This window comes from Mesorhizobium sp. f-mel (genome assembly GCF_053850215.1).
Genome location: NZ_JBSPTO010000004.1, coordinates 109,438 through 133,264 on the forward strand (window position 1 = coordinate 109,438; position 23,827 = coordinate 133,264).

Annotated in this window: 18 protein-coding genes and 2 tRNA genes; 16 read left to right on the forward strand and 4 right to left on the reverse strand. The window is 61.0% G+C overall.

Going from position 1 to position 23,827, the window contains the following annotated elements; translation table 11 throughout:
• Positions 1-69 precede the first annotated feature (69 nt).
• Together ACWUKX_RS08140 and rbsK are read left to right on the forward strand one after the other, a co-directional pair.
• Positions 70-522, forward strand: coding sequence for an RbsD/FucU family protein (locus ACWUKX_RS08140; protein WP_127316286.1), 453 nt, complete (start codon positions 70-72; stop codon positions 520-522).
• Between the two features lie 4 nt (positions 523-526).
• Positions 527-1,453 carry a ribokinase gene (gene rbsK, locus ACWUKX_RS08145; RefSeq protein ID WP_065008102.1) on the forward strand — a complete coding sequence of 309 codons (927 nt, stop codon included), beginning with the start codon at positions 527-529 and terminating at the stop codon, positions 1,451-1,453.
• 333 nt (positions 1,454-1,786) lie between these two features.
• Here rbsK and ACWUKX_RS08150 read toward each other — a convergent pair whose 3' ends face one another.
• Complete coding sequence (locus ACWUKX_RS08150; RefSeq protein WP_456005607.1) at positions 1,787-2,572, reverse strand: ion transporter; 786 nt, start codon at positions 2,570-2,572, stop codon at positions 1,787-1,789.
• A gap of 687 nt (positions 2,573-3,259) precedes the next feature.
• Between ACWUKX_RS08150 and ACWUKX_RS08155 the strand changes: the two genes are divergently transcribed.
• Both ACWUKX_RS08155 and ACWUKX_RS08160 read left to right on the forward strand, forming a co-directional pair.
• Positions 3,260-3,604 carry an EF-hand domain-containing protein gene (locus ACWUKX_RS08155; RefSeq protein WP_456005610.1) on the forward strand — a complete coding sequence of 115 codons (345 nt, stop codon included), beginning with the start codon at positions 3,260-3,262 and terminating at the stop codon, positions 3,602-3,604.
• 128 nt (positions 3,605-3,732) lie between these two features.
• Positions 3,733-4,263, forward strand: a complete 531-nt coding sequence (locus tag ACWUKX_RS08160) for a DUF1003 domain-containing protein (RefSeq protein ID WP_456005920.1) — start codon at positions 3,733-3,735, stop codon at positions 4,261-4,263.
• A gap of 93 nt (positions 4,264-4,356) precedes the next feature.
• Here the strand turns inward: ACWUKX_RS08160 and ACWUKX_RS08165 are convergent.
• Positions 4,357-4,433, reverse strand: a tRNA-Asp gene (locus ACWUKX_RS08165).
• 215 nt (positions 4,434-4,648) lie between these two features.
• On the opposite strand from ACWUKX_RS08165, the gene ACWUKX_RS08170 reads away from it, so the two are divergent.
• Positions 4,649-4,724: transfer RNA gene (locus ACWUKX_RS08170), tRNA-Val, on the forward strand.
• Between the two features lie 407 nt (positions 4,725-5,131).
• On the opposite strand, the gene ACWUKX_RS08175 is transcribed toward ACWUKX_RS08170, so the two are convergent.
• Complete coding sequence (locus ACWUKX_RS08175; RefSeq protein ID WP_456005612.1) at positions 5,132-5,923, reverse strand: DUF1614 domain-containing protein; 792 nt, start codon at positions 5,921-5,923, stop codon at positions 5,132-5,134.
• A gap of 218 nt (positions 5,924-6,141) precedes the next feature.
• The gene (locus tag ACWUKX_RS08180; RefSeq protein ID WP_456005615.1) at positions 6,142-7,536 is read right to left on the reverse strand and encodes a sigma-54-dependent transcriptional regulator; all 1,395 of its coding nucleotides are present in this window, start codon (positions 7,534-7,536) and stop codon (positions 6,142-6,144) included.
• A gap of 357 nt (positions 7,537-7,893) precedes the next feature.
• Here ACWUKX_RS08180 and ACWUKX_RS08185 point away from each other — a divergent pair, with 357 nt between their 5' ends.
• The 11 genes from ACWUKX_RS08185 (at position 7,894) to nadE (ending at position 23,552) form a co-directional block, all read left to right on the forward strand.
• Positions 7,894-9,174 carry an MFS transporter gene (locus tag ACWUKX_RS08185; protein WP_456005618.1) on the forward strand — a complete coding sequence of 427 codons (1,281 nt, stop codon included), beginning with the start codon at positions 7,894-7,896 and terminating at the stop codon, positions 9,172-9,174.
• 106 nt (positions 9,175-9,280) lie between these two features.
• Complete coding sequence (locus ACWUKX_RS08190) at positions 9,281-10,777, forward strand: sensor histidine kinase (protein WP_456005620.1); 1,497 nt, start codon at positions 9,281-9,283, stop codon at positions 10,775-10,777.
• Entirely contained in the window at positions 10,774-11,211 is a 438-nt protein-coding gene (locus ACWUKX_RS08195; protein ID WP_029353524.1) for a response regulator, read from the forward strand. Before ACWUKX_RS08190 ends, ACWUKX_RS08195 begins: the two co-directional genes overlap by 4 nt.
• A complete protein-coding gene (locus ACWUKX_RS08200) occupies positions 11,211-12,278 on the forward strand; it encodes a sensor histidine kinase (protein ID WP_456005623.1) in 1,068 nt (355 codons plus the stop codon). Before ACWUKX_RS08195 ends, ACWUKX_RS08200 begins: the two co-directional genes overlap by 1 nt.
• Positions 12,279-12,414: 136 nt before the next feature.
• Positions 12,415-13,887: a trypsin-like peptidase domain-containing protein gene (locus tag ACWUKX_RS08205; RefSeq protein ID WP_456005626.1), complete on the forward strand. Its 1,473-nt coding sequence runs from the start codon at positions 12,415-12,417 to the stop codon at positions 13,885-13,887.
• A gap of 266 nt (positions 13,888-14,153) precedes the next feature.
• Positions 14,154-16,862 carry a bifunctional lysylphosphatidylglycerol flippase/synthetase MprF gene (mprF, locus tag ACWUKX_RS08210; RefSeq protein WP_456005628.1) on the forward strand — a complete coding sequence of 903 codons (2,709 nt, stop codon included), beginning with the start codon at positions 14,154-14,156 and terminating at the stop codon, positions 16,860-16,862.
• Complete coding sequence (locus tag ACWUKX_RS08215) at positions 16,859-18,238, forward strand: virulence factor family protein (RefSeq protein WP_456005630.1); 1,380 nt, start codon at positions 16,859-16,861, stop codon at positions 18,236-18,238. The genes mprF and ACWUKX_RS08215 overlap by 4 nt, the downstream gene beginning before the upstream one ends.
• 524 nt (positions 18,239-18,762) lie before the next feature.
• Positions 18,763-20,700 (forward strand): asparagine synthase (glutamine-hydrolyzing), encoded by a 1,938-nt coding sequence (gene asnB, locus ACWUKX_RS08220; protein WP_456005633.1) that lies wholly within the window; start codon positions 18,763-18,765, stop codon positions 20,698-20,700.
• A gap of 17 nt (positions 20,701-20,717) precedes the next feature.
• Positions 20,718-20,978, forward strand: a complete 261-nt coding sequence (locus tag ACWUKX_RS08225) for an acyl carrier protein (protein WP_029353536.1) — start codon at positions 20,718-20,720, stop codon at positions 20,976-20,978.
• A 22-nt stretch (positions 20,979-21,000) separates the two neighbouring features.
• Positions 21,001-22,548 carry a class I adenylate-forming enzyme family protein gene (locus ACWUKX_RS08230; RefSeq protein ID WP_456005636.1) on the forward strand — a complete coding sequence of 516 codons (1,548 nt, stop codon included), beginning with the start codon at positions 21,001-21,003 and terminating at the stop codon, positions 22,546-22,548.
• Positions 22,545-23,552, forward strand: a complete 1,008-nt coding sequence (gene nadE / locus ACWUKX_RS08235; RefSeq protein ID WP_455838171.1) for an NAD(+) synthase — start codon at positions 22,545-22,547, stop codon at positions 23,550-23,552. The genes ACWUKX_RS08230 and nadE overlap by 4 nt, the downstream gene beginning before the upstream one ends.
• Positions 23,553-23,827 lie beyond the last annotated feature (275 nt).

Sequence of the window (23,827 nt, forward strand, 5' to 3'; positions counted from 1 at the left end):
AAACCGACATCACCTTTTTCGGGATCACGCGCTAGGTTTCACATCAAAAGCCCGTTCGGGAGGAATGCCATGCTCAAAGGGATCAATCCGCTGCTCAATGCCGATGTGCTCCAGGCGCTGCGGGCGATGGGCCACGGCGACGATTTGATCATCGCCGACACCAATTTCCCCTCCGATTCGGTGGCCCGCCAGACCGTCCTCGGCCGACTGCTGCGCATCGATGCGCCGGCCGCGGACGTGGTCAAGGCGGTGCTGTCGCTCTATCCGCTGGACAGTTTCGTCGACGATGCGGCCGCCCGCATGGAGATCGTCGGCAAGCCGGATGAGATTCCCGCAGTGCAGAGGCAAGTGCAAGACGAGATCGACGCGGCGGAGGGCAAGCCATGGCCGATGATTTCGGTCGAACGCTACGCCTTCTACGAACGTGCCAAAAAGGCCTATTGCGTCATCCAGACCGGCGAGCGCCGCTTCTATGGCTGTTTCGCCTTCCGCAAGGGCGTCGTTCCGCCGGATGCGGAGTAAGGAGATGCCAGGCAAGCCTGTCGTCATACTGGGCGTCTTCGTCGCCGACACTGCCTACCGCGCCGCCCGCCAGCCGCGCATGGGCGAGACGCTCCTTGGAACTTCCTTCACGCTTGGCCCCGGCGGCAAGGGCTCCAACCAGGCGGTTGCGGCCGGCCGTCTCGGTGCCGACATCACTTTCCTGACGCGCCTCGGCGTCGATCCCTTTGCCGATATGGCCAGGCAGACCTGGGCGCAGGCCGGGGTGAAGAGCGCCGTCATCGACACGCCGGAGAGTTATACGGGTGCGGCCTATATCTTCGTCGAGGAGACCACCGGCAACAACGCCATCATCGTCAGTCCGGGTGCGGCCATGCTGATTTCGCCCGACGACATCGAGGCTAACGCCGGCCTGATCCGCTCGGCGGGCGTCTTCGTCACCCAGCTCGAGCAGCCGATCGAGGCGGCGATGCGAGCGTTAGAGATCGCGCGCGGGGCAGGCGTGACGACGATCCTCAACCCGGCGCCGGCGGCAAAGCTTCCTGACCGCATCTATACGCTCTGCGACTATGTCACGCCGAACGAGACCGAGGCCGAGGAACTGACCGGTATCAAGGTGTCTTCCATCGACGACGCCCGCCGCGCCGCCGACAGCCTGCTCGAAAAGGGCGTCGGCGCGGTCATTGTAACACTCGGCGACAAAGGCGCGCTGTTGCAAACGGCCAGCCGCTCCGACTATGTCGGCGCGATCAATGCCGGCGCTGTGGTCGAGACCACCGGAGCAGGCGACGCCTTCAATGGCGGCTTGGCCGCAGCACTTGCGAGAGAGGTGGAACCGCTGCAAGCGGTCCGCTTCGCCTGCGCCGTCGCCGGCATTTCGGTCACCCGGCCCGGCACGGCGCCGTCGATGCCCACGCTACAAGAGGTCGAGGCATTGCTCGCCAAGGGGTGAGGCCGCCCAGCCTCGCCGGCGCTCTCGACTTTAGTCCGTTCCGACCACGGTGACATATTAGCCACAGTTAATATGAATCGGCAAACCTATCTTGCGTCATTGGCATAGGTGTCCCGTAATGGATCACTGGGTCTGGCGCCGCAATTGCACGGTCAGCAATGCCGGGGGGCACCTTGACCTGGCAATCGGGGGTAATTTGGGGGGGGCCGCCGCTTCGCAAATGGAGCGGCGGGCTTTTTCACGGCACCACACCATCAGAAGCCGCCGACGGATAGGAATGGCTGTGTTTTGCAATGCTCGCGGGGAAGTACCTGTCGCGCCGAATGATGCGATCTAGCCGCGAACGCCGGACAATTCGCGAACCTCTGCCCGCAGCGCCTGTAACTCCGCGAGGATGATGGCCTGATCGCTGTGCAGCGTTGCCCTGTCGGCCGATTCTACCGCCTCATGCTCGGCCTCCATCGCCGAAACGATCACGCCGATGAACAGATTGAGCACGGTGAACGAGGTCGCGATGATGAAGGGGATGAAGAACAGCCAGGCGGTCGGATAGACCGCCATGACCGGGCGCACCACGCCGTCCGACCAGCCTTCGAGAGTCATAACCTGGAAAAGCGTGAAGAGCGATTCCGGTATGCCGCCGAACAGTTCGGGAAAGGACGAGCCGTAGAGCTTCGTCGCCATCACCGCAAAGACGTAGAACACCAGCCCAAGCAACAGCATGATCGAGCCCATGCCGGGCAGGGCGGTGATGAAGCCGGTGACGACACGGCGCAGCGACGGAACGATGCTGATCAGGCGCAGGACCCGCAGGATGCGCAGCGCCCGCAGCACGGAGAGCGAACCGGTCGCGGGGATGAGCGCGAAACCGACGACGAAAAGGTCGAAGATGCGCCATGGATCGCGGAAGAAATTCGTCCTGTAGACGACCACCCGGATCGCGAGTTCGAGCACGAAGACCGCGAGGATCGCGCGGTCGATGGCTGTTAGAAGCGGGCCAAAAACAGCAATCGCATCGGGCGAGGTTTCGAGGCCGAGCGTGACGGCGTTGATCAGGATCAGGACCATGATCGTGAGGTCGAAATGGCGCGATTCGATGAGCGGTTTCAGGGCGTACAAGGCTTCTTCTCCGTTAGAGCATCGGACCAAAGTGGGAACCGGGTTCGGGAAAATCCAATGCTCAAACGCATATGACAGGCTTGGAACGCAACAAATACAAAAAGTTGAAACTCTCCGGAAACCGAAAGTGGAAACTTTTTGTATTAAGGAACCAAGACCACCCCCGACCTCCTGCGTGACAGGCCGGCACTCCCACTGAGCTACACCCGCGCATAGACGAGAACGTGTCAGCCGCGTTCGTCGTCGAGGCGGTGGATAAGCCGCCGGTGTGAGGCGTTACTCGCCAGGGGTCGAGAGCCCCTCGGGCTCGAACGTAACCGCCACAAGGCCCAAACAGCCCCGTCGGAAACAGCCTTCTGGCCCGCTGTTAAAGCGAATCGCTGCGCTATGTCGCTGTAGGGACCGCATTTTTCTGGAAGGATGAACCGGCACACAGCGATCATCTACCAACTCGCCAGGAACCATGCGGGGAGCAGAGGGTTTGGCTTGGATGCCGACACGTTCGGTCCCCCATTCTCCAAGGAGAATACGATGACATTAGCAAGCAAGACCACAGCAGTTGCCGCGGCGTTGGCTATGCTGGCTTCCCCGGCAGTATCCCAGACGAGCCCACCTGCGCCCGCCGCACCTGCACAGGATCGTGGCTCAGAGCCAGCGCCAGGAGTGAGCGGGCCAACCGAAGACTCCATGCGCAATATGATGCGTCAGATGATGACCGAGATGCTGGAGGAGAGAATGCAAGAGCATCGCCGGCCCCGAGCAGAACGACGAGGTGGCGACCGTTGGCATCGCGATTTCCGCAGAGGTCCGCATGACGGGCGCCGAATGGGAGGCGGGATGATGCATGGCGCACGGATGCGAATGATGTTCGCCATAGTGGACGCCGACGGCGATGGTGCGCTTTCTCAAACCGAAGTTCAGGATTTCATCGGGCGGATATTCAACGCCGTTGACGAGAACGGCGATGACAGCGTCGACGGGGAGGAAATCCGATCCTTCTTCCACGGAGGCGCCGACGAAACGGGTGAATAAATCACTGCAAGTCTTGCGCGTTCCTGGACGAAAATTCGGGAAAGGAATTCGGAAATGGCTGGTCTCGTTGGCAAGTTTGTCGGGAAAACCCGGGCGCCTCTAGCGCTTAAAGTCAGGCCTTGATGTTTATGGCTGCGCCACAATCCGCCGACATGCAGTCGGTCCTCCACAACAACATTCAGGCTCTGGTTGACCATCGACGAGAGCAGGAGCAGCGTCGGGCGTTTCAAGATCGAATTGCCGGCGTCATTTCCCGTTTCGCGGGGAGCATGTCATTCGTGTACCTGCACCTTGCAATCCTGATCGTCTGGGTCGTGCTGAACCTTGGGGCGATCCCGGCTATTCCACCCTGGGACCCAAGTTTTGTGATATTGGCAATGGTAGCCTCGGTTGAGGCGATCTTCCTGTCCACCTTTGTACTGATCAACCAGAACAGAATGGCTGAGCTCAGCGAGCGCCGCGCTGAGCTGGATCTGCAAATCAGCCTGCTCAACGAGCACGAAACCACGCGACTGATCGAAATGATGTCCGCTCTGACGGAGCGTTTGAAGGTACCGACGCCAGCAGATGACGAACTGCCCCAGCTAGCTCAGAACGTGGATCCTCAAGCGGTGATGAGCCAAATCGAACGGGTCTCTGAAAACCAGACCAAACGCTAGAATTTATTGCGTGCCAAGGTCGACACGAACATCTGAATTGCCGGTCCGGCATTCAGAGTCTTTTTCATTTCCAATCAGCTAAGTGATTGAAAATGGCGCGAGTGACGGGGCTCGAACCCGCGACCTCCGGCGTGACAGGCCGGCACTCTAACCAACTGAGCTACACCCGCGCAAGACGAGCACGGTCAGCCGTGTTCGTCGTTGGGGCGGTGGATAAGGCGTAAGCCACCGGGTGTCAAGCGGAGCGCGACAGCATAACAGCAAACAGGAGAAGGTTTTTTGACAAGCCGAATTTTGTTGCCGAAAACGATCAACGGTGAGGGCATCGTGCGCTCATTTGGCCTTGCGAACCCCGTCCTAACTGCTTAAAGGTCCGGCCCGGAGCGGGCGATTAGCTCAGTTGGTAGAGCGCTTCGTTTACACCGAAGATGTCGGCGGTTCGAGCCCGTCATCGCCCACCAGTTTGATTACACACCATAATTTCTGGTTTTCGGCCTTTAGGCTTCGGTTCGAATGCTGCTTACTAGCTACAAAATAGCAAACGTGGGCTGGTTGGGTGAGAACAAAAATGCCTCGCCGGATCACCTCGGGTTTGTAACGGCGATTTCCATGTCCTAATTGAAAGCGCAACGAAAAGAATGGCGGCCCGTCCAAGGGCCTAGGCCATCTCAGTCAGAGGGCGATCCTCCGGGATCTGGGAATTTGGACTAACCCTGTCGCTCACGCGAGCCAGATAGCGTGGAAACGCTCAGGCCGATGTAAATCATCCACGAAATGAGTTCGCCCATGCTGCCCTCCTGCATTATAAGAAAGGTAGCACGTTCGGCGTGAGCCGATGTTGGCAATCACTCCCGCGCCCCCTTTGTATTTATGGGTGACGACCACCAGCCTCAGGGGGTCCGTATGGAGGCGCTTCCGGCATTGTCGCGGCTGAGGACAGCCGGCTCGACGGCGAGCCGCGCAGGCCGCGAGAGAGGCTCGCGATGAGCACGGCAAGGATCGCAGTGACGAAGATCCCGTCGAATGTTCCGGCGCCGCCGATCGAGGCGACGGGCGCGCCAAGTCCTTGCAGATTTCCGAGATTGAGCAGGTCCGCGCCGGCGAGTGTGCCGAGGCTGCCGCCGACGTAAGCAAGCGGCGCCGCATATTGTCGGGAAAGCAGCAGAGCCACGAGACCGGTGCTGATCGCGGGAACGAACACCGGCAACGCAATGCCGAGCCCGGGCACCGGTCGAGCCAGCCAGTGGCAGACGGCGGCGACGACGGCAGTCGCCAGCAAGCCGCGGCCCCACAGTCCGTTTTTCGAAAGCAGATAGATCGACATCAATATCGGGATCAGCGCCCCGCCGACATTCACCGCGATGATGGTCCCAGGCCAATCGAGGACGACTGGCACGAAATAACGCATGCCGAAGTAATCCACCACTCGGCCGGAGAGGACTTCCTGACCAGGCAATTCCGCCAGAGGAAGATTGAGGTAGCTGCCGAGAAGTGAGCCGAGGAGAAGGAGCAGCGCAGCACGGGCGCTGATACCGAGGCGTGTGTACGCATATTGCAACACTCCGAGCTGAATCAGCGCCACCAGAACAAGGAACGACAGCGCCAGCGCGAAAAAAAGAGGCGCAGGAAGGGGGAGATGGTGAAGTTGGCTCAAATGCATCGAAGCCTCCTGATATACGGGCGAGTGTTCTGTCGGAATGGCCGGCACCGATTTGCCTCCATTCAACGCCTACCCCGCGGGCAACCGGAGCGGCCCGCCGCAGCAATGGAAGCAAGCGCCGCGCCAGTGGGCTAAGCGTTTGTCGGGCTTACGCTATTGGGGTGGGACCGGAGAGTGGAAGGTGGATATCCACCACTCATCGGTGGCTTGCGTGGCTCTCAGCGTGGCGCGTTCTGCCGCTGCAGGTTATGGCGAGCCATGCGGTACCGTAGGGTTTCGCGCGTGAGGCCAAGCCTCCGCGCTGCCGCCACGACATTGTAGCCCTCGCGCTGCAGGATCGACTCCACTATCAACTTCTCCATCGCATCGAATGTCATGGAGCCGTCCAACGGAAGAGAGATGACGTCGCCTGAAGCCATCGTCTTCGGGAGGGTACCGGCCGGCGCGATTTGCAGCCACTCGCCCGGCAGCTCTTCGCCGGTGGAAAGAAGCACCGACCGCTCCACCACATTGCGCAGTTCGCGGACGTTTCCCGGCCAGTCGTATGCGGCAAGGAGCGCGCGCACGGATTGAGGAACGCGTTTAACCCGCTTGCCGGCAATCGCGTTGAACTCGCGAATGAGACCGTCGACGATCTCGTCGATATCCGATTTGCGGGCCCGCAATGGAGGCAGATCGAGCTGGAAAACGCTGAGGCGGTGATAGAGATCCGCCCGAAAAGCTTTTTCGGCCACGAGTTCCGGCAGATTTCGGTTGCTCGCCACCACGACATGCACGTCGACGGGTATCATCCGCTCGCCGCCGACGCGGCGGATCGCCTTGTCCTCGAGCGCCTTGAGGAGTTTTGCCTGAAGGTCGAGATTGAGTTCGCCGATTTCGTCGAGAAACAGTGTGCCTTCGCTCGCCTGTTCCATGAAGCCGCGATGGCTGCCTTTCGCTCCGGTAAAGGCACCGGCCTCATGGCCGAAAAGCTCGGACTCCACGAGGTCGCGCGGCAAGGCTGCGCAGTTAACCTCTACGAGAGGGCCGTCGGCGCGCGTGCCGCTGTGATGCAGGATCCGCGCCGCAAGGCCTTTGCCGGTGCCGGTCTCCCCCGAGATGATGACACTGCTGAGCGGGATTTGGCACAGCCTTTCAAGCGTATCGCGTACGCGCGCGGCATCCTTGCTGCGACCGATGAAGGCGGCCGGGCTGTAGCGATTGCGCTGCTGCGAAGCTTCGTCGGCGATCCGCCTCTGGGCGCGCGCGCCGCGCCGCGCTGCGGCAACGATGCGCTCGAGCCGCTCGCGATCCATTGGCTTGGTCAGAAAATCGAAGGCGCCGAGACGCTTGGCTCGCTCCGCATCGGGTGCCTCGCCGAAGCCGGTGAGGAATATCCATTCGCGGCTGTCGCCCTCGCGGCGGGCACGTTCCAAGAGGTCGAGCGCGTTACCGTCGGGCAAGTGCAGATCCGACAGCACGACGAGCCCTTCATAGCCAGACCCGAAGACGAAAGAGCCCGCTTCCTCGAGGCTGCGGACGAGGCGCGTCCTCCAGCCCACGCGTTCGAAATATCGTTTGAGGTCGATGCCGAGCATGGCGTCGTCCTCGATGATCAGAAGCTCGTCACTCATCGCACTTCGACTTTCGGCGGCTGCGCGATCCTGGCTGTTGGTTTGTTTACGCTACCTCCTACAGAGGTGGTTGAAAACCACCAAGTGGCTGAAGTGGCCCAGATCCGAAAACCATAGCAGGCGGGACCGTGAAGGTTCGGCGGTGCGGGTTTCCTTGGAAAGCTGATCGAAAGCCCCAATCGGGCTGTTGGCCCGTTCCTTGATTGGTGATCCTGGTCCACGGCGGCAGTGTTAATGAGGCAAAAAAGATGCGCGCCATCATCCTGGACAAACCGGCGCACTGGGTCTGCGTCACATGTTCGCAGCGACGCCGCACCAACTCAGTGCCGCCGCAAACCGCCTAACCAGGAGGAAAACATGCCAATACCATCAGATCTGCGCTCACTGACCTCGCCGCAGCGCAACGCCGTCGTCGCGAGTTTTCTTGGTTGGATGCTCGACGCATTCGACTTCTTCATCCTTGTCTTTGTCATGAAATATGTGGCTGAGGAATTCGGGACAGACATTGAACGGGTCACCATCGCTCTCACGCTGACGCTGGCCATGCGCCCCTTGGGAGCGCTGATCTTCGGCCACGCTGCCGACCGCTTTGGCCGCCGGCCGGTACTGATGGTCAACATCCTCCTCTATTCGGCACTTGAATTCGCGTCCGGCTTCGCACCGACCTTGACCATGCTCATCATTCTGCGAGCGCTCTATGGCATCGCGATGGGCGGTGAATGGGGCGTTGGGGCGTCGTTGACGATGGAGACGATCCCGCCGAAGACTCGCGGCCTCGTTTCCGGGCTCCTACAGGCCGGCTACCCGGCGGGCTATCTCCTGGCCTCTCTTGCCTTCTACCTGCTTTTTCCGCTGGTCGGTTGGCGGGGTATGCTCATGATCGGCGCGCTGCCTGCGCTCATCGTGTTCTATGTCCGCTCGAATATCGACGAATCGCCCGTCTTCCTGGCGCGCCGCCAAAAGCCCGATCGGAGCGCCTTGTGGCGCACACTGCGGCGGCACGCGGGTTTGGCGATCTATACGATTCTCCTGATGACAGCCTTCAACTTCTTTAGCCACGGCACGCAGGATCTCTATCCAACCTTCCTCGAGGTGCAGCAAAAGTTCTCGACGACGACCGTTGGAGCGATCGCCGTGGTTTACAATGTCGGCGCGATCTTTGGCGGCATCACCTTCGGCCTCTTGTCGGAAAGGATCGGCCGCCGGCGCGCTATCGTGCTCGCAGCCCTACTTGCCATTCCCGTTATTCCGCTTTGGGTGTACTCATCCGGTCCGCTGCTGCTGGCGCTCGGCGCGTTCCTCATGCAGTTCGCTGTCCAGGGCGCATGGGGCATCATCCCCGCGCACCTTAACGAACTGTCACCCGACGAAATCCGCGGCACGTTCCCGGGCTTCACCTATCAACTAGGCAACCTCCTCGCCTCCGCCAATGCAACTCTGCAGGCTGGGCTCGCCGAGCACTACAACGGTGACTATGCTTTCGCCCTTGCCATGGTTGTCGGCGTCGTCGCCGTCGCTGTGGTGCTTCTGGCCGGCTTCGGTGTGGAGGCGAAAGGAGTCGAATTCGGAAGAGCGCAAGACGATAATAGGAGCGGGGATAGCAGCCGGTTGGAAAGAGACCCCGTCGCGTCGTCCTGATCGTTGAACCGTTGTGGAACATGTTTGCTGTGCGTAATGCCCGACCTCGATCAACAGTGAGCCATGGCAGCTTGCAATCGCGCGGATTTGAAGGGGGAGTGCCAACATGATGTCGAGATCTTCTCCTTCTCTCGCCGCCCGCCAACCCTTCCTTCTCGCGCTCGGCTTCGCGATCCTTGTGATGATCAGCGGAACATCCGTATGGTTGGTGGCCCAGTCGCGCGGTGATTCCAGGCAGGTGATCTGGACCCTCAACGCCAAGGAAAAACTTCTTGATTTGCAGGGTCAGATCTGGCGGGCCGAAAGCGATCAGCGCGGATTGCTGCTTACCGGAGCTGAACGTTATCGTGACGCCTTTCTCGCCGACGTGGAGGCGGTGAAAATTGCACTGGCTGAAGCCAAGGCGGCACTATCTGGTAACGTGGGGGAGGAAAGCCGTCTGCCGCTTGTCGCAAAGCTTGACGCGGCCGTTACGGCGGAAGTCGCTCTTCTCGAAGAGGCCGTTGCTAAACGGGAAAGCGGCGAGCTCGAGCGTTCCCCCTCTCTTGGAAGTGATGCGCTGGTGCAGTCACGAGCCGAGGATATTCGGACAAATATTGCGCAACTTGTCCGGCACGAACAGCAGTTGCTTTCACAAGCGATCGGCGCTTCGCAGAGCACCGCTCACCTGCTCCTGGTCGCGAGCCTTTTCGGAGCATCCCTAATCATTGCCCTGGCGGCGACCTCGGTTGCCCTGGTGCGTCACTCGACGAGCCGGCTGAAGACCGCCCAGAGAGCGCTGGAACAGGCAAACGAGTCTCTCGAGGCAACGGTTGCGAAACGCACCGCCGAACTGCGGGAAGCCAACGAGGAAATCCAGCACTTCGCCCATATCGTCAGCCACGACTTACGCTCGCCGCTCGTCAACATCATGGGCTTTACGGGTGAGCTGGAAGTGCTGCGCAAGGAGCTCTTCGGACGCATTTCCTTGCTCAGGGCGCGCCTTGAAGTCGATTCGGAGCCGGATGAGCGGCTTGCGCAGGAATTTGCTGAAGCGCTGGGGTTTATCAAAAGCTCGATCACGCGCATGGACCGGCTCATCAAGGCCATTCTCAAGCTCACCCGCGAAGGCCGCCGCGAGCTCCGTCTGGAACAAATCGACATGACGGAGCTCGCCCGTGCAGCGGCCGATGGGTTCAGTTATCAGGCACAGGAGGCCGGCGCTTCGATCACGATCGAGCCCTTGCCGCCATGCGTCGGCGACCGCCTTGCTCTCGAGCAGATCTTCGCCAATCTCCTGGAGAACGCCTTGAAGTACCTGCGCGACGACACGCCGGGCGAGATCCGTGTGACCGGTCGAGCGACGGCGTCGGAGCTCGTCTACGAGATGAATGACAACGGACGCGGCATCGATCCCAAGGACCGCGAACGTATCTTCGAGATATTTCGCCGCTCGGGCCCTCAGGACCGTCCGGGGGAGGGGATTGGCCTCACATATGTACGAACTCTTGTCCGTCGCCTCGGCGGCGCCATTACCGTCCGTTCCGATGCTGGTCGGGGGAGCACCTTCGCGGTGACGCTGCCGCGCCACGCGTCGGGCAATTTGCCGGAGAAAAACCAATGACTACCCATGTCACGATTGTGATGATCGAGGACGATGAGGGCCACGCGCGCCTTATCGAGAAAAATATTAGACGGGCCGGCGTACGCAACGACATTGTCGCGTTCCGCGACGGCACGAGCGCGATCGCCTATCTGTTCGGTGGAAATGGCGCGGGCAGCACGCACGCCGGCCGGGCACTGCTTATACTGCTCGACCTCAACCTGCCGGATATGTCGGGCGTTGACATTCTGAAACGCATCAAAGCAGACGAGCATCTGAAGCGTTCGCCCGTGGTGATTTTGACAACGACGGACGATCAGGACGAGATTAGGCGGTGCTATGATCTTGGCTGCAACGTCTACATTACCAAGCCGGTCGAATATGAAAGCTTCGCCCATTCCATCCGGCAATTGGGGCTCTTCTTCTCGGTTATCCAAGTGGCAGAGAATTCGTGATGGCGCCGATCCGGCTCCTTTATATAGACGACGATCCCGCCCTTCGGCGCCTGGTCAGCAAGGAGTTCGAGCGGCACGGTTATAGCGTTCAGCTCGCAGCGACAGGAGAGGAGGGGCTTCGCCGCTTGCGCGCAGGCGGCATAGATGTCGTGGCGCTCGATCATTACATGCCGGGCCAGGATGGGCTTCAGACGCTCGCCTCCATCCGCGCTGATCCCGATGCGCCGCCGGTGGTCTATGTGACCGGCTCGGAGGAGGGGCGGGTGGCGATCGCGGCGCTGAAGGCAGGCGCGGCAGACTACGTCATCAAGGATGTCGGTGGCGAGTTTCTCGCGCTATTGCGGGTAGCAATCGAGGGCGCCCTGGCTCAGGCGAAGCTGCAGCGCGAAAAGGAGGAGGCGGAAGCGGAGGTCCGCGCCACCCGTGACCGGTTTGAGGCACTCGCGGCCGAAAGAGCCGTGCTGCTTCGCGAAGTGAACCATCGGGTCGGCAACAGTCTGCAACTTGTCTCTTCCTTCCTCCTGATGCAAAGCGACATGAGCCACGATGCGCACGTAAAGGGCGCTCTCGCCTCCGCCTATGGCCGTGTGCTTGCCATCGCCCAGGTGCACAAACGCCTCTATACGTCAGACGATGTGCGCACAGTCGCACTCGACAGCTATCTCCACGCGCTCGTCGCAGATATTGGCGCCTCCGCTGCCGCCGGCAACGGGTGGCTCTCGATTGCGGCCGATCCGGTCGCGGTTGACCCGGACCGTGCCGTAGCGGTGGGCGTTATTGTTACCGAATTGATCATCAACGTGATGAAACACGCGTACCCCTCCGGGAAGGGTCCCGTTCGCGTGGCTCTGCATGCGCCGTCCGGAAGCGACATTCGCCTTTGCGTAGAGGATGACGGAATTGGTACCCGATCACGTTCAGCAGAGGGTTCCACGGGGCTTGGACAACTTATCATCGAGGCGATGGCGGTGAAGTTCGGCGCCGTTGTCACCGTCCACGCAAGCGACCGTGGCACCCGGGTCGTTGTCGATTTTCCCGGAGCCGAGGCCACACAAGTGGTGGATTAGCCACATCCGAGTGGTTGATATCAACTGCTAATCGCCCATCAGTCGGAAAATATCACGATAAATCAATCTTTAGTATCTGGCACACCGTGTGCATCACCTTTGACGGCAACTTCGACTTACTAGAAGGAAACATGTCATGGCCAGATCTGTAAAAACCAAGAACTCGCGGGCTCGCCGCTTGACGGCGGCTCTGGCAGCCCTTTCGTCCGTCTCCGTGCTGAGTCTCGGGGCGATCGTGATGGAACCCGTCGCGCTACACCGTGCTAATGCGCCGGGCTGGAATGCTGCGGCGCAGGCGGCGACACCACCAGCCGCGGCTGAGCCGGGCGATTTTGCCGATATTGTTGCGCGGGTGAAGCCTGCGGTCATTTCCGTGCGGGTGGAACTCGACGGATCGCAACAGACCGCAGACGAGGGTCAAGACGGTTCTCCCGATAGCGGTGGCGGAAGCGGAGTGATAATCGGCCAGGGCTCCGGCTTCTTCATCTCGGCGGACGGCTATGCCGTCACCAACAATCATGTCGTCGATCATGCCAAATTGGTCGAGGTCACGACCAATGACGGGCAGAATTACAGCGCAAAGGTCGTCGGCACCGATCCGAAGACCGACCTTGCCCTGATCAAGGTCGACGGCAGCGATTTTCCGCATGTCAAATTTGCCGACGAGCGGCCGCGTGTCGGCAACTGGGTGATCGCGATCGGCAACCCCTATGGCCTCGGCGGCACGGTCACTGCCGGCATTGTTTCCGCCGAGGGGCGCGATATCGGCGCCGGTCCCTATGACGATTTCATCCAGATCGATGCGCCGATCAATCGCGGCAATTCGGGCGGGCCTGCCTTCGACGTCAATGGCGATGTGATCGGTGTCAACACGGCGATCTTCTCGCCCTCTGGAGGTTCGGTCGGCATCGGCTTCGACATTCCGGCCGATACGGCAAAAGCCGTGATCGCCGAATTGAAGGACAAGGGCTATATCACCCGCGGCTGGCTCGGCATCCAGCAACAGCAGATCACCCCGGATATCGCCGACAGCCTCGGGCTGAAACAGGCGAAGGGCGCGCTCATCGACGAGGCCGAGCCGAACGGGCCGGCGGCGAAGGCCGGTGTCAAGCCGGGCGATGTCATCACCGCCGTCGACGGCACCGCGATCAACGATCCGCGTGAACTGGCGCAGAAGATCGGAAGGATGGCGCCAGGCAGTTCAGCGACTTTGAGCGTGCTCCGCAATGGCGCAGTGCAGGACATCTCGCTGACACTCGGCACGATGCCCGCCGATCGTACTCCTGAGGTCGTCGCGGCAAACGCCAGTGGCAGCGTACCGCCCAACGAGCAGAATCTCGGTCTTCTGATTGCTCCGGCAAGCAAGGTGGCCGGTCCCGGCCAAAAAGGCATGGTCGTCGTCGCCGTCGATCCGAATGGCGAGGCCGCACAGCATGGTCTCTCCACCGGCGACATCATCCTCGACGTCGGCGGCAAGGCGGTGTCGAATGCCAAGGATTTCCGCCAGGACCTGATGTCGCTCCGGAAGGAAGGCAAGTCTGCTGCGCTGGTGCGGGTCCAGTCGGGCGGCACCACCCGTTTCGTCGCACTGCCTCTCGACCACGCGTAACCCAGTCGCAGGCTCATCCCTAACGGGGCCCGAACCCGGGGCTCGTTAGTTGTCTTGGATTGGAGGGACTCCAGGATCTGCAGCCCGCAACATGCGGGCTGCACGTAGCCCCTCGATCTGCCGACCCAGTTCTTCTGAGATGCAGCGGTGTCCACAGCTTTGCGGGCTCGGCGCGAGCCTCCGAATTCATGGAACCGGGTCCTTATCATGGAAGGGAATGAGCATGATTTCCTCATGCCTCGCTCCCAGAAAACGGAGTGCATGTAATGTATAGCCGTGTTGTCATCGCCATGGTCGCTCTCGGCTCGATGCTCGGCGGAATAGCGATCGCGCCGCTCGCAGCCAAGGTGCCGGTACTTCTCGCCACCGGCGCCGACACCAGCAGGGCTGAAGCAAATCAGATTCGGTTGACTGGAACCGGGAGGTGGCTGTTCCTGAGGCGCAACCAACACTATCTCTCCGCCATCGGCACGCTCGTCGTGATCGCGCTCTTCGGAGCCGCGATCTTCCATCTGACGGCAGAGGTCCGATATGACGACGTCGTCTCGGCACTAGCCGATACGAGCTGGCGTTCAGTGGTTGCGGCCATTCTGTTCACCGGCTTGAGTTTCCTGGCGCTGACCTTCTACGACGTCGGCGCCCTCGACTATGTTCGGCGCAAGCTCCCCTATGCGGATGTCGCGCTGACGGCCGCCTGCGCCTATGCGGTCGGCAACACCGCGGGCTTCGGGCCGTTGAGCGGCGGCGCGATCCGATATCGATCCTATTCACGGCTCGGCCTAGCGCCTGACGACATTGCCCGCGTTATCGCGTTCGTGACACTCGCCTTCGGGCTGGGCCTCGCGGCCGTCGCCTGTCTGAGCCTGCTTGCCGTCGGCGAATACGTCGCGCCGCTCACCGGCCTCGATGCGTTCTGGCTGCGCACGATAGCCGGCATCGTGCTTGCCGGCCTGCTCGCGGTCCAGATAGCCGGGCGCAGCGGCCATGAGGTGAGCATTGGTCGCTTCACTCTGCGTCTACCGGATTCCAGGACATCGTCGCGTCAGTTCCTGGTGACGGCGCTCGATCTCGCGGCATCCGCCACGGTTCTCTATGTGCTCCTGCCGACCGGAACGATCGGCTGGCCGGCTTTTCTTGCCATTTACTCCATCGCCGTCGGGCTCGGCGTGCTCAGCCACGTGCCTGCCGGGCTCGGTGTTTTCGAGACCGTGATCGTCGCGACGCTTGGGCATGCGGCCGATGTCGACGCGATCCTGGGCGCGCTCGTCCTCTATCGCGTCATCTATCATGTGCTGCCGCTGCTGATCGCCATCGTCGTGATCATCGGCATGGAGGTTCGCCAGCTCGCCGGCCATCCGGTGGCTTCAAGCATCCGCCGTGCCGGCGGTCGAATGACGCCGCTTCTGCTCGCCACACTCGCGCTCGTCCTCTCTCTCATGCTGGTGCTTTCCAGCGTGACGCCGACACCGGACGAGAATCTCGCCTTCCTCGCGAATTACGTCTCGCTCCCCATCATCGAAGGCGCGCACTTCCTCGCGAGCATTTTGGGCCTCGCGCTCTTCATCGTCGCGCGTGGCCTGGCGCTGCGCCTCGACGGGGCTTGGTGGGGATCGGTCGTGCTCGCGGCCGCGGCACTCATGCTTTCGCTGCTGAAGGCGGTGGCGCTCATGGAGGCCGGCATGCTTGCCTTCTTCCTCGTCGGCCTGCTGGCAAGCCGGCGCCTTTTCGTTCATCGAGCCTCGCTCTTCGGTCAGGCCCTGACCGTACCTTGGCTGACGGCACTCGGCGTTGTCTGCCTCGGCGCCTTCGTCGTCCTGCTGTTCGTCTATCGCAATGTCGAATACAGCCACGAGCTCTGGTGGCAGTTCGAATTCTCGGCGGAGGCGCCGCGGGGTCTTCGTGCGCTGCTCGGAGTGACGATCGGCGCGAGCGCGGTGGCGATCTGGAGTCTGATGCGTCCAGCCGCGACTGCTATCGCGCCGGCCTCCAATGAGGATATGGAGCGGGCGATCGCCATCCTCGAGACGCAGGACATGTCAGACGCCAATCTCGTGCGCATGGGTGACAAGAGCATCATGTTCTCTGCCGACGGCCGCGCCTTCATCATGTACGGCCGCTGGGGGCGCTCCTGGGTCGCGCTTTTCGATCCTGTTGGTCCGGTGGAGGCCTGGCCGGACCTCATCTGGCAGTTCATCGAGACGGCACGATCCAATGGCTGCCGGGCAGTCTTCTACCAGGTTTCTCCGCGCGGGCTTGCCCATTACGCCGATGCAGGCTTGAGGGCCTTCCGCCTCGGTGAGCTTGCAGAGGTCGATCTCACCCGCTTCGAGATGAAGGGCGGCAAATGGGCGACCTTGCGCCACCAGGTGGGCCGCGGCCAGCGCGATGGTCTGGAGTTCTCGGTGGTGGACCCCGCGGACGTGCCGGCCATCCTGCCGGAACTCGCCGCCATCTCCGATGCCTGGCTTGCCCATCACAATGCGCGGGAGAAGGGCTTTTCGCTCGGCGCCTTCGATCCGCAATATCTCGTAACGCAGCCGGTTGCGATCCTTAAATGCAAGGGGCGCATCGTCGCATTCGCTAACATCCTCCTCACGGGCACGAGGGAGCAGGGCTCGGTCGACCTCATGCGTTTTTCGTCGGAGGCGCCGAAGGGGTCGATGGACTTCCTGTTCGCGCAAGTGATGGAATACCTCAAGGCGCAAGGCTACCGGCGCTTCAATCTCGGCATGGCGCCGCTTTCCGGCATGTCCTCCCGCAGCACGGCGCCGGTCTGGGATCGCGCCGGCCGGACCTTCTACGAGCACGGCGAGCGCTTCTACAACTTCAAAGGTCTGCGCGCCTTCAAGTCGAAGTTCCACCCGCACTGGCAGCCCCGCTATCTGGCGGCGAGCGGCGGTCTCAGTCCCATCCTCGCGCTCATGGATGCGACGTTCCTGATCGGCGGCGGCATCAAGGGAGTGATCAAGAAATGACCCGCATAGCAAGGATCTGGAAAGGCGCTGCCTTGGCGACGCTGATTGCTGCGGCGGCAAGCCTCCCCTCAGCGGCCGAAGAGGCGAGATTCGACACCGGCATGATCCCGTCGCCACATATATTGTTGCCGAAGCAGGACGCATCCGGGCTCGTCGTGCTGCTTTCCGGCGCGGACGGCTGGACGGAAAAGGAAGATGCTATTGCGCACTCGCTTTCCGGCGATTATGCAATCGTCGTAGGCATCGATCTCAAGGCCTATCTGGCCGCGCTAGCCAAGGACGACGGAGATTGCATTTACACGGTCTCGGATATCGAATCCTTGAGCCAGCAGGTTCAACGCGCCGCCGCTAGCGGTGCCTACCGGCCGCCGGTCGTCGCCGGGGTCGGCGCCGGCGGTGCTATGGCGCTGGCGATCGCCGCCCAATCTCCCGCCGCAACGATCGGCAAGACCCTCGCAGTCGATCCCGAAGCGGGCATTGCCTTGACCAAGCAGCTCTGCACGCCGGCCGAGAAGGAGACGAAGAGCGGCCGTATGGTATATGGCTTGACGGACGGCCCCTTGCCGGACCCGGTCAGCGTCACGTTCTCAACCGCGGCGTCCGCCGAGGGGCGTCAACATGTCGCCGCGCTGGTGGACAAGCACCCGGACATCGAAACCACGGACACGGAGGACGACGCCTATGCCGCCCTGTCCGGCGCACTCTCGGAATATCTGCAGGAGGGCGACGAAACAGACAACCCGTTCGGTCTGCCGCTCACCGTCCTCGACGCGAAACCGTCACGCGACACCATGGCCGTGATCTATTCCGGCGATGGTGGCTGGCGCGATATCGACAGGGAGGTCGGCAATGCCCTGCAGCAGCAGGGTGTGCCGGTGGTCGGGATCGATTCGCTCCGCTATTTCTGGTCCGAGCGCCAGCCGCAGGCGACCGCCGACGATCTCGCCCGGATCATCAGCTATTATCGAAAGCGCTGGAATGTCCGCAGCGTGCTGCTGATCGGATATTCCTTCGGCGCCGATATCCTGCCGCGCACCTACAATCTGCTTCCGCCCGCGACCCGCACTGTAGTGCGCCAAGTCACGCTCATGGCGCTATCGCATCAGGCTGACTACAAGATTTCCGTCCTCGGCTGGCTCGGCGCTGAAGGCGAGGGGAGCGCCGGCGACCCGGTCGACGACATCAAGGCGATCGATCCGTCGCTCGTGCAGTGCATCTATGGCACGGAGGAAGAGGACGATGCCTGTCCGGCGCTGAAATCCTTGGGCATCGGTGTGATCGCTATCAATGGAGGTCACCATTTCGATGGCGACTATCCGGCCCTGACGCGTCGGGTGCTCGACGCGCTGGACCGGCGACTCGCGGCGGCGAAGTGAGTGCGCTCCCGCGCGGAGCCGGCTGGTGATGCGGCTCCAGCCGGCGACCCTGTCGAGATCACTTTCGCGAACCTCCCCGTATGTGTGTTGTCTTATGCAAGTGCCGGCGCTTGGTCGCGGCTCGACAGGGGATGATTGCGACAAATCAACGGCCATGTCGAGTATACTCCGTGATGGATGCGCTCGCTGACTTCGAGGCAAACTAAGCGCTTTTTAGTTTCCGCACGTTTGTCGGGTTAGATCGGGCGGTTCGGGATTGCAAAATCCATCGAGCGAACAAGCGATCTGTGACGGACCCACTGAGCCGGCCATGGGCGGCAACGCGACTGCGTCGCCGTTGCTCGAACAAAAGTTGCGTTTAGCGATGAAATATACTTCTCTATAAGGATGATATAATAAATCTAAAAAAGTACCTTTGTTTTTTAATTATTGTTAACCACGTGTTAGTCGAGGTTATCCGGTTAACGCTTGAGGAAACTATTGAGGTTATGTTTCGTACCTCGCTGATATATGAGTCTTAGGTAATGTGCGGATTCGGGGGCTATTTAGGTTCGATCCGGGATGCGGAAGCTTTGCTTGCACGCATGATAGCTGCGATCGCCCATCGCGGGCCGGATGAGCAAGGGAAATTTGTAACACCCGACGCTGGCCTCGGGCATGCGCGACTATCTGTAATCGGGATCGGTGATGGTCAGCAGCCGATGTCCGACGTGTCAGGCAACTTGACCATTGCGTTCAACGGCGAGATTTTCAACTACCTGGAACTGCGCGAAGGGCTGATAGCCAAGGGCCGGCGCTTCCGTACGTCGAGCGATACAGAGGTCATCCTGCACCTGTATGACGAGATGGGCGAAGACTGCCTGCCGCTTCTGAACGGCGATTTCGCCTTCGCGATATGGGATAACAGACGTCGGCGTATGGTGCTTGCACGAGACCGGATGGGTGTCCGGCCGCTGTTCTACACGAACAAGGACGGCGTGCTTTACTTCGCATCGGAGATCAAAGCCCTCATGAAGGTCCCCGGCGTCTCAGCCGAAATCGATCCGATTGCACTCGACCAGATATTTACGCTGTGGGCGCCGATCGCTCCCCGCACGGCTTTCCGCAATATCCATGAGCTGGAGCCGGCAAGCGTGATGATCGCGACTCAGGGGCAAGTCACGGTCAAACGCTATTGGCACCTCGACTATCCGCATCGGGATGCGCCGTCGACGGTCACGAACGAGGACGATGCGGCCGAGGAGCTGCAGGCCCTTTTGACCGATGCGGTGAGGCTTCGCATGCGCGCCGACGTGCCGGTCGGTTCTTATCTTTCGGGCGGGCTCGATTCGTCCCTTGTCTCGGCGCTTGCCGCCGGCATGACTCCTCGCAAGCTGCAGACATTTTCCGTGACGTTCGACAGCGCCGAGCACGACGAAAGCGCCTTCCAGACCGAGATGGCTTCAGCACTTGGCACCCATCATCGAACCATTGCCTGCCGTGCCGGCGATATCGCCGGTGTCTTCCCTGAAGTCATCCGCTTTGCCGAGCGGCCGATCATCCGCACGGCCCCGGCCCCCCTCTATCAATTATCCGGCCTCGTTCGCCAGGCTGGCCTGAAAGTGGTGCTGACTGGCGAGGGCGCCGACGAGGTCTTCGCAGGGTACGATGTCTTCAAGGAAGCGCGTGTTCGCCGGTTCTGCGGGCGGCAGCCGGCATCGCGCATGAGGCCACAGCTGTTCCGCAGGCTTTATCCCTATCTGCCGGGTCTGCAGCAGCAGTCAGTGGAGTACCTGGCTGCGTTCTTCGGCGCCGGTAACGTTGCGCTCGACGATCCGCTGTTCTCGCATCGGCCGCGCTTCAAGACCACGGCGGCGGCGAAGATTTTCTTTTCCGGCGACCTGCGTGCGACGTTGAAGGGCTATGACGCGGCTGAGGACCTTGTCAGCCAGCTGCCCCAAGCATTTTCCCTGTGGCATCCACTGCACCAGGCACAATATCTCGAAAACCGCTTCCTCCTGCCGGGTTATATACTCTCCAGCCAAGGCGATCGCATGGCGATGGCGCATGGAATCGAAGGACGTTTCCCTTTCCTCGATCCTCGTTTGATGGCATTCGCGGCAAGACTACCGCCGGAGATGAAGCTGAAGGGATTGGTGGAAAAGCACATACTTCGCAAGGCAGCCAAGCACCTCCTTCCGACGGCGATCCGGGGGCGCACCAAACAACCTTACCGAGCCCCGGACGCCAGCTCCTTTGTTGGAGCCGGAGAACTGGATTACGTACGCGACTGCTTGAGCGAAGCGAGCATCGCTGCCGGCGGACTATTCAACGCCAAGGCGGTGGCAAACCTTCATGAGAAATGCCGCACGCAGCCAGTATCTGGGTTTCGCGACAACGCGGCCTTCGTCGGCATTTTGTCGACGCAGCTGTGGCAGAAAAATTTCACCGGCCAAGAGGTCGGTGCGGCACGAGCAGCCTGAGAATGGAAGGAAAGAAAATGGTTACAATCAAGGACAAGGTCAGAACTTTTATCGTCGACAACTTCCTGTTCGGCGACACGTCATACCAGCTTGCAGATACAGACTCGCTGATCGAGAACGACATCATCGACTCGACCGCCGTGCTGGAATTGGTGGCATTCATCGAAGACGATTTCGGCATAGCGATGGTCGATTCCGACGTCGTACCGGCCAATCTGGATTCGATTGAACGTCTCTCATCCTTCATCAGTGCGAGAGCAAAGGCGCTGGCAGCGTAGGTGCCCGCGGCGAGGAGCGTCCATGCGGATCGAACATTTCCTGGCCGCGAAGGCCGCTGCCCATCCCGCCAAAACGGCATTGATCACCAAAGACAAAAGGCTGAGCTTCGAAGAACTGGACGATCTTTCGAGCCGCCTGGCCGCCGCCCTTTTTGTGAATGGCGTCAGGCGCAACGACCGGGTCCTGATCTTCATGGACAATTGCTGGGAGGCCGCGGTTTCGATTTTCGCCGTCCTCAAGGCAGGAGCGACGTTCAGTCCGATCAACTCATCCACCAAGGCTGAAAAGCTTGCCTACATCATCGCCGATTGCGACGCTGCCGCGATCCTCACGCAGGCAAAACTGATGCCCGTGGTCGCTGAGGCGTGCGGATCGAGCGGCGAGACCGGCATCTTCGTGGCTTCCACCGCTGGTAGCGATGGCCAATGCCCGGCAGGGGCTGCATCCCTAGCGGACTGCCTGACGCTCGAAGCCAGTGAGATCGACCACGGCGGCATCGACGTCGATCTGGCTATGCTCATCTACACCTCAGGCTCAACGGGCCGGCCCAAGGGCGTGATGATGACGCACCGCAATTGCGACGCGGCCGCGGACTCGATCACCACCTATCTGCGCAACTCGCCAGACGACATCATTTTGAATGTTCTTCCCCTTGCCTTCGACTATGGCCTCTATCAGTTGCTGATGGCCGTCAGGCTCGGCGCCACGCTGGTGCTCGAAAAGTCCTTCGCTTTTCCTCAAGCAGTCTTTGAACGTATCCGCGAGGAGGGCGTCACCGGTCTTCCGCTCGTGCCAACTATGGCGGCGATGATCCTGCAGATGCGTGACCTGACGCCGGGCTTCCTGCCCAGCCTTCGCTATATTTCGAATACGGCAGCGGCCTTGCCGCAGGCGCACATAGAACGTCTGCGTTTCCTTTTTCCCGGTGTCAGACTCTATTCGATGTATGGCCTGACGGAATGCAAGCGCTGCACCTACCTGCCGCCCGAGGAGCTCGATCGCCGGCCGGGGTCGGTCGGCATAGCCATCCCGAACACCGAAGCCTTTGTCGTCGACGACCACGGGCAACGCGTGCCGCCAGGCGTAGCGGGTGAACTCGTCATTCGCGGACCGCACGTCATGCAGGGTTACTGGCGCAACGAAGCAGCAACCGAACGGGCCCTGCGGCCTGGCCCAAACCCTTGGGAGAAGGTTCTCTATACCGGCGATCTGTTCAGGACCGATGAGGATGGCTTTCTCTATTTCGTCGGGCGCAAGGACGACATCATAAAGACGCGGGGGGAGAAGGTGGCCCCGAAGGAGGTGGAGGCCGTGCTTCACGCCCATCCGGGCATCGCGGAGGCCGTTGTCGTCGGCGTGCCGGATCCGGTGCTTGGGCATGCGATCGGCGCACTCGTGATACGCTCGGACCCGAAGCTAAGCGAAAAGGATGTCATGCGCCACTGCGCACGTCATCTTGAGGATTTCATGGTCCCCAAGGTCATCGAGTTCCGCTCGGAATTACCAAAAACGGATACGGGCAAGGTCAGCCGCCGGCTTGCTGCAGAGATGATGGAGGCCGCGCAATGAGTGTTCGCCCCAGCGACGACGCCCAGACCATTCTGGCGCAGGCCCTGGCGATCGACCCCGCCGCCGAAACGGACAGGATCGTCACCGCTTTGCGCCAGCAGTTGCGTGGTATTCGCAAGCGGGGTCTCACGCTCGGTCTTTCGGGTGGGATCGATTCAAGCGTTTCGGTGGCGTTGGCCGCGCGAGCCGTCGGGCCTCAGAATGTATTGTGCCTGTTCATGCCGGAAAACGATTCCGATCCGGAAAGTCTGCGGCTCGGCCGCCTTGTCGCCGACACTTTCGGTGTCGAGGCTATTGTGGAGGATATCGGGCCGGCTCTGCGTGCCATGGGCTGCTATGAGCGTCGCGACGCCTTCATCCGCGAACTGGTCCCGGAATATGGCGAAGGCTGGGCCTCGAAGATCGTGATCGCGAACGCGCTTGAGGGCGAAGGCTACAATATTTCGTCGCTGGTGGTGCAGGATCCCAAGGGCAAGCAGACGAAAATAAGAATGCCGCTGCCGGTCTATCTCGGTGTCGTCGCCGCCACCAACATGAAACAGCGCACCCGCAAACAGATCGAATATTATCATGCCGATCGCTTGAACTTCGCCGTTCTTGGAACGCCGAACCGGCTGGAATACGATCAGGGTTTCTTCGTCAAGAACGGTGACGGCGCGGCTGACGTCAAGCCGATCGCACATCTCTATAAAACGCAGGTCTATGCGCTGGCGGCCTATCTCGGCGTTCCAGAGGAAATCCGCAAACGGCCGCCGACCACCGATACCTACTCGCTGGCGCAGACGCAGGAGGAGTTCTACTTCTCGCTTCCCTATGACCGGATGGATATTTGCCTTTTCGGCCTCAACAAAGGCGTGGCGGCCGAAGTGGTCGGACAGGCGGCGGGACTAGACGCCTCACAAGTGGAACGCGTCTGGGCCGATATCACCGCCAAGCGAAAAGCCACGCGCTATCTGCACCTGCGCCCGCAACTCGTTGATGAGGTCGAGGAAATCAGTACCTGAACTGGCTCTCAAACCTAGCCACGGCGAGCGCTTCAGGGTGACCGATGTTCCGCCCCCCATTGCCCTGTTCGTCTTGATCTGTGATCGGCTTTCCGTGGACGGAGCAAAAGGAGTTTCTCGATGAGACTACGTTGGAGGTTCTCGGGTTCGCCTTGCGCTCTGGCGAGAGGCTGGCGAACCGGAATGCGCTCGGCCAGTCGGACGGAAATCGGCGGTGCTGGACTAGTTGCCGTGGACAAGGCTTAATGCTGCGCGGCGAGGTTGCCGGGGGCGAT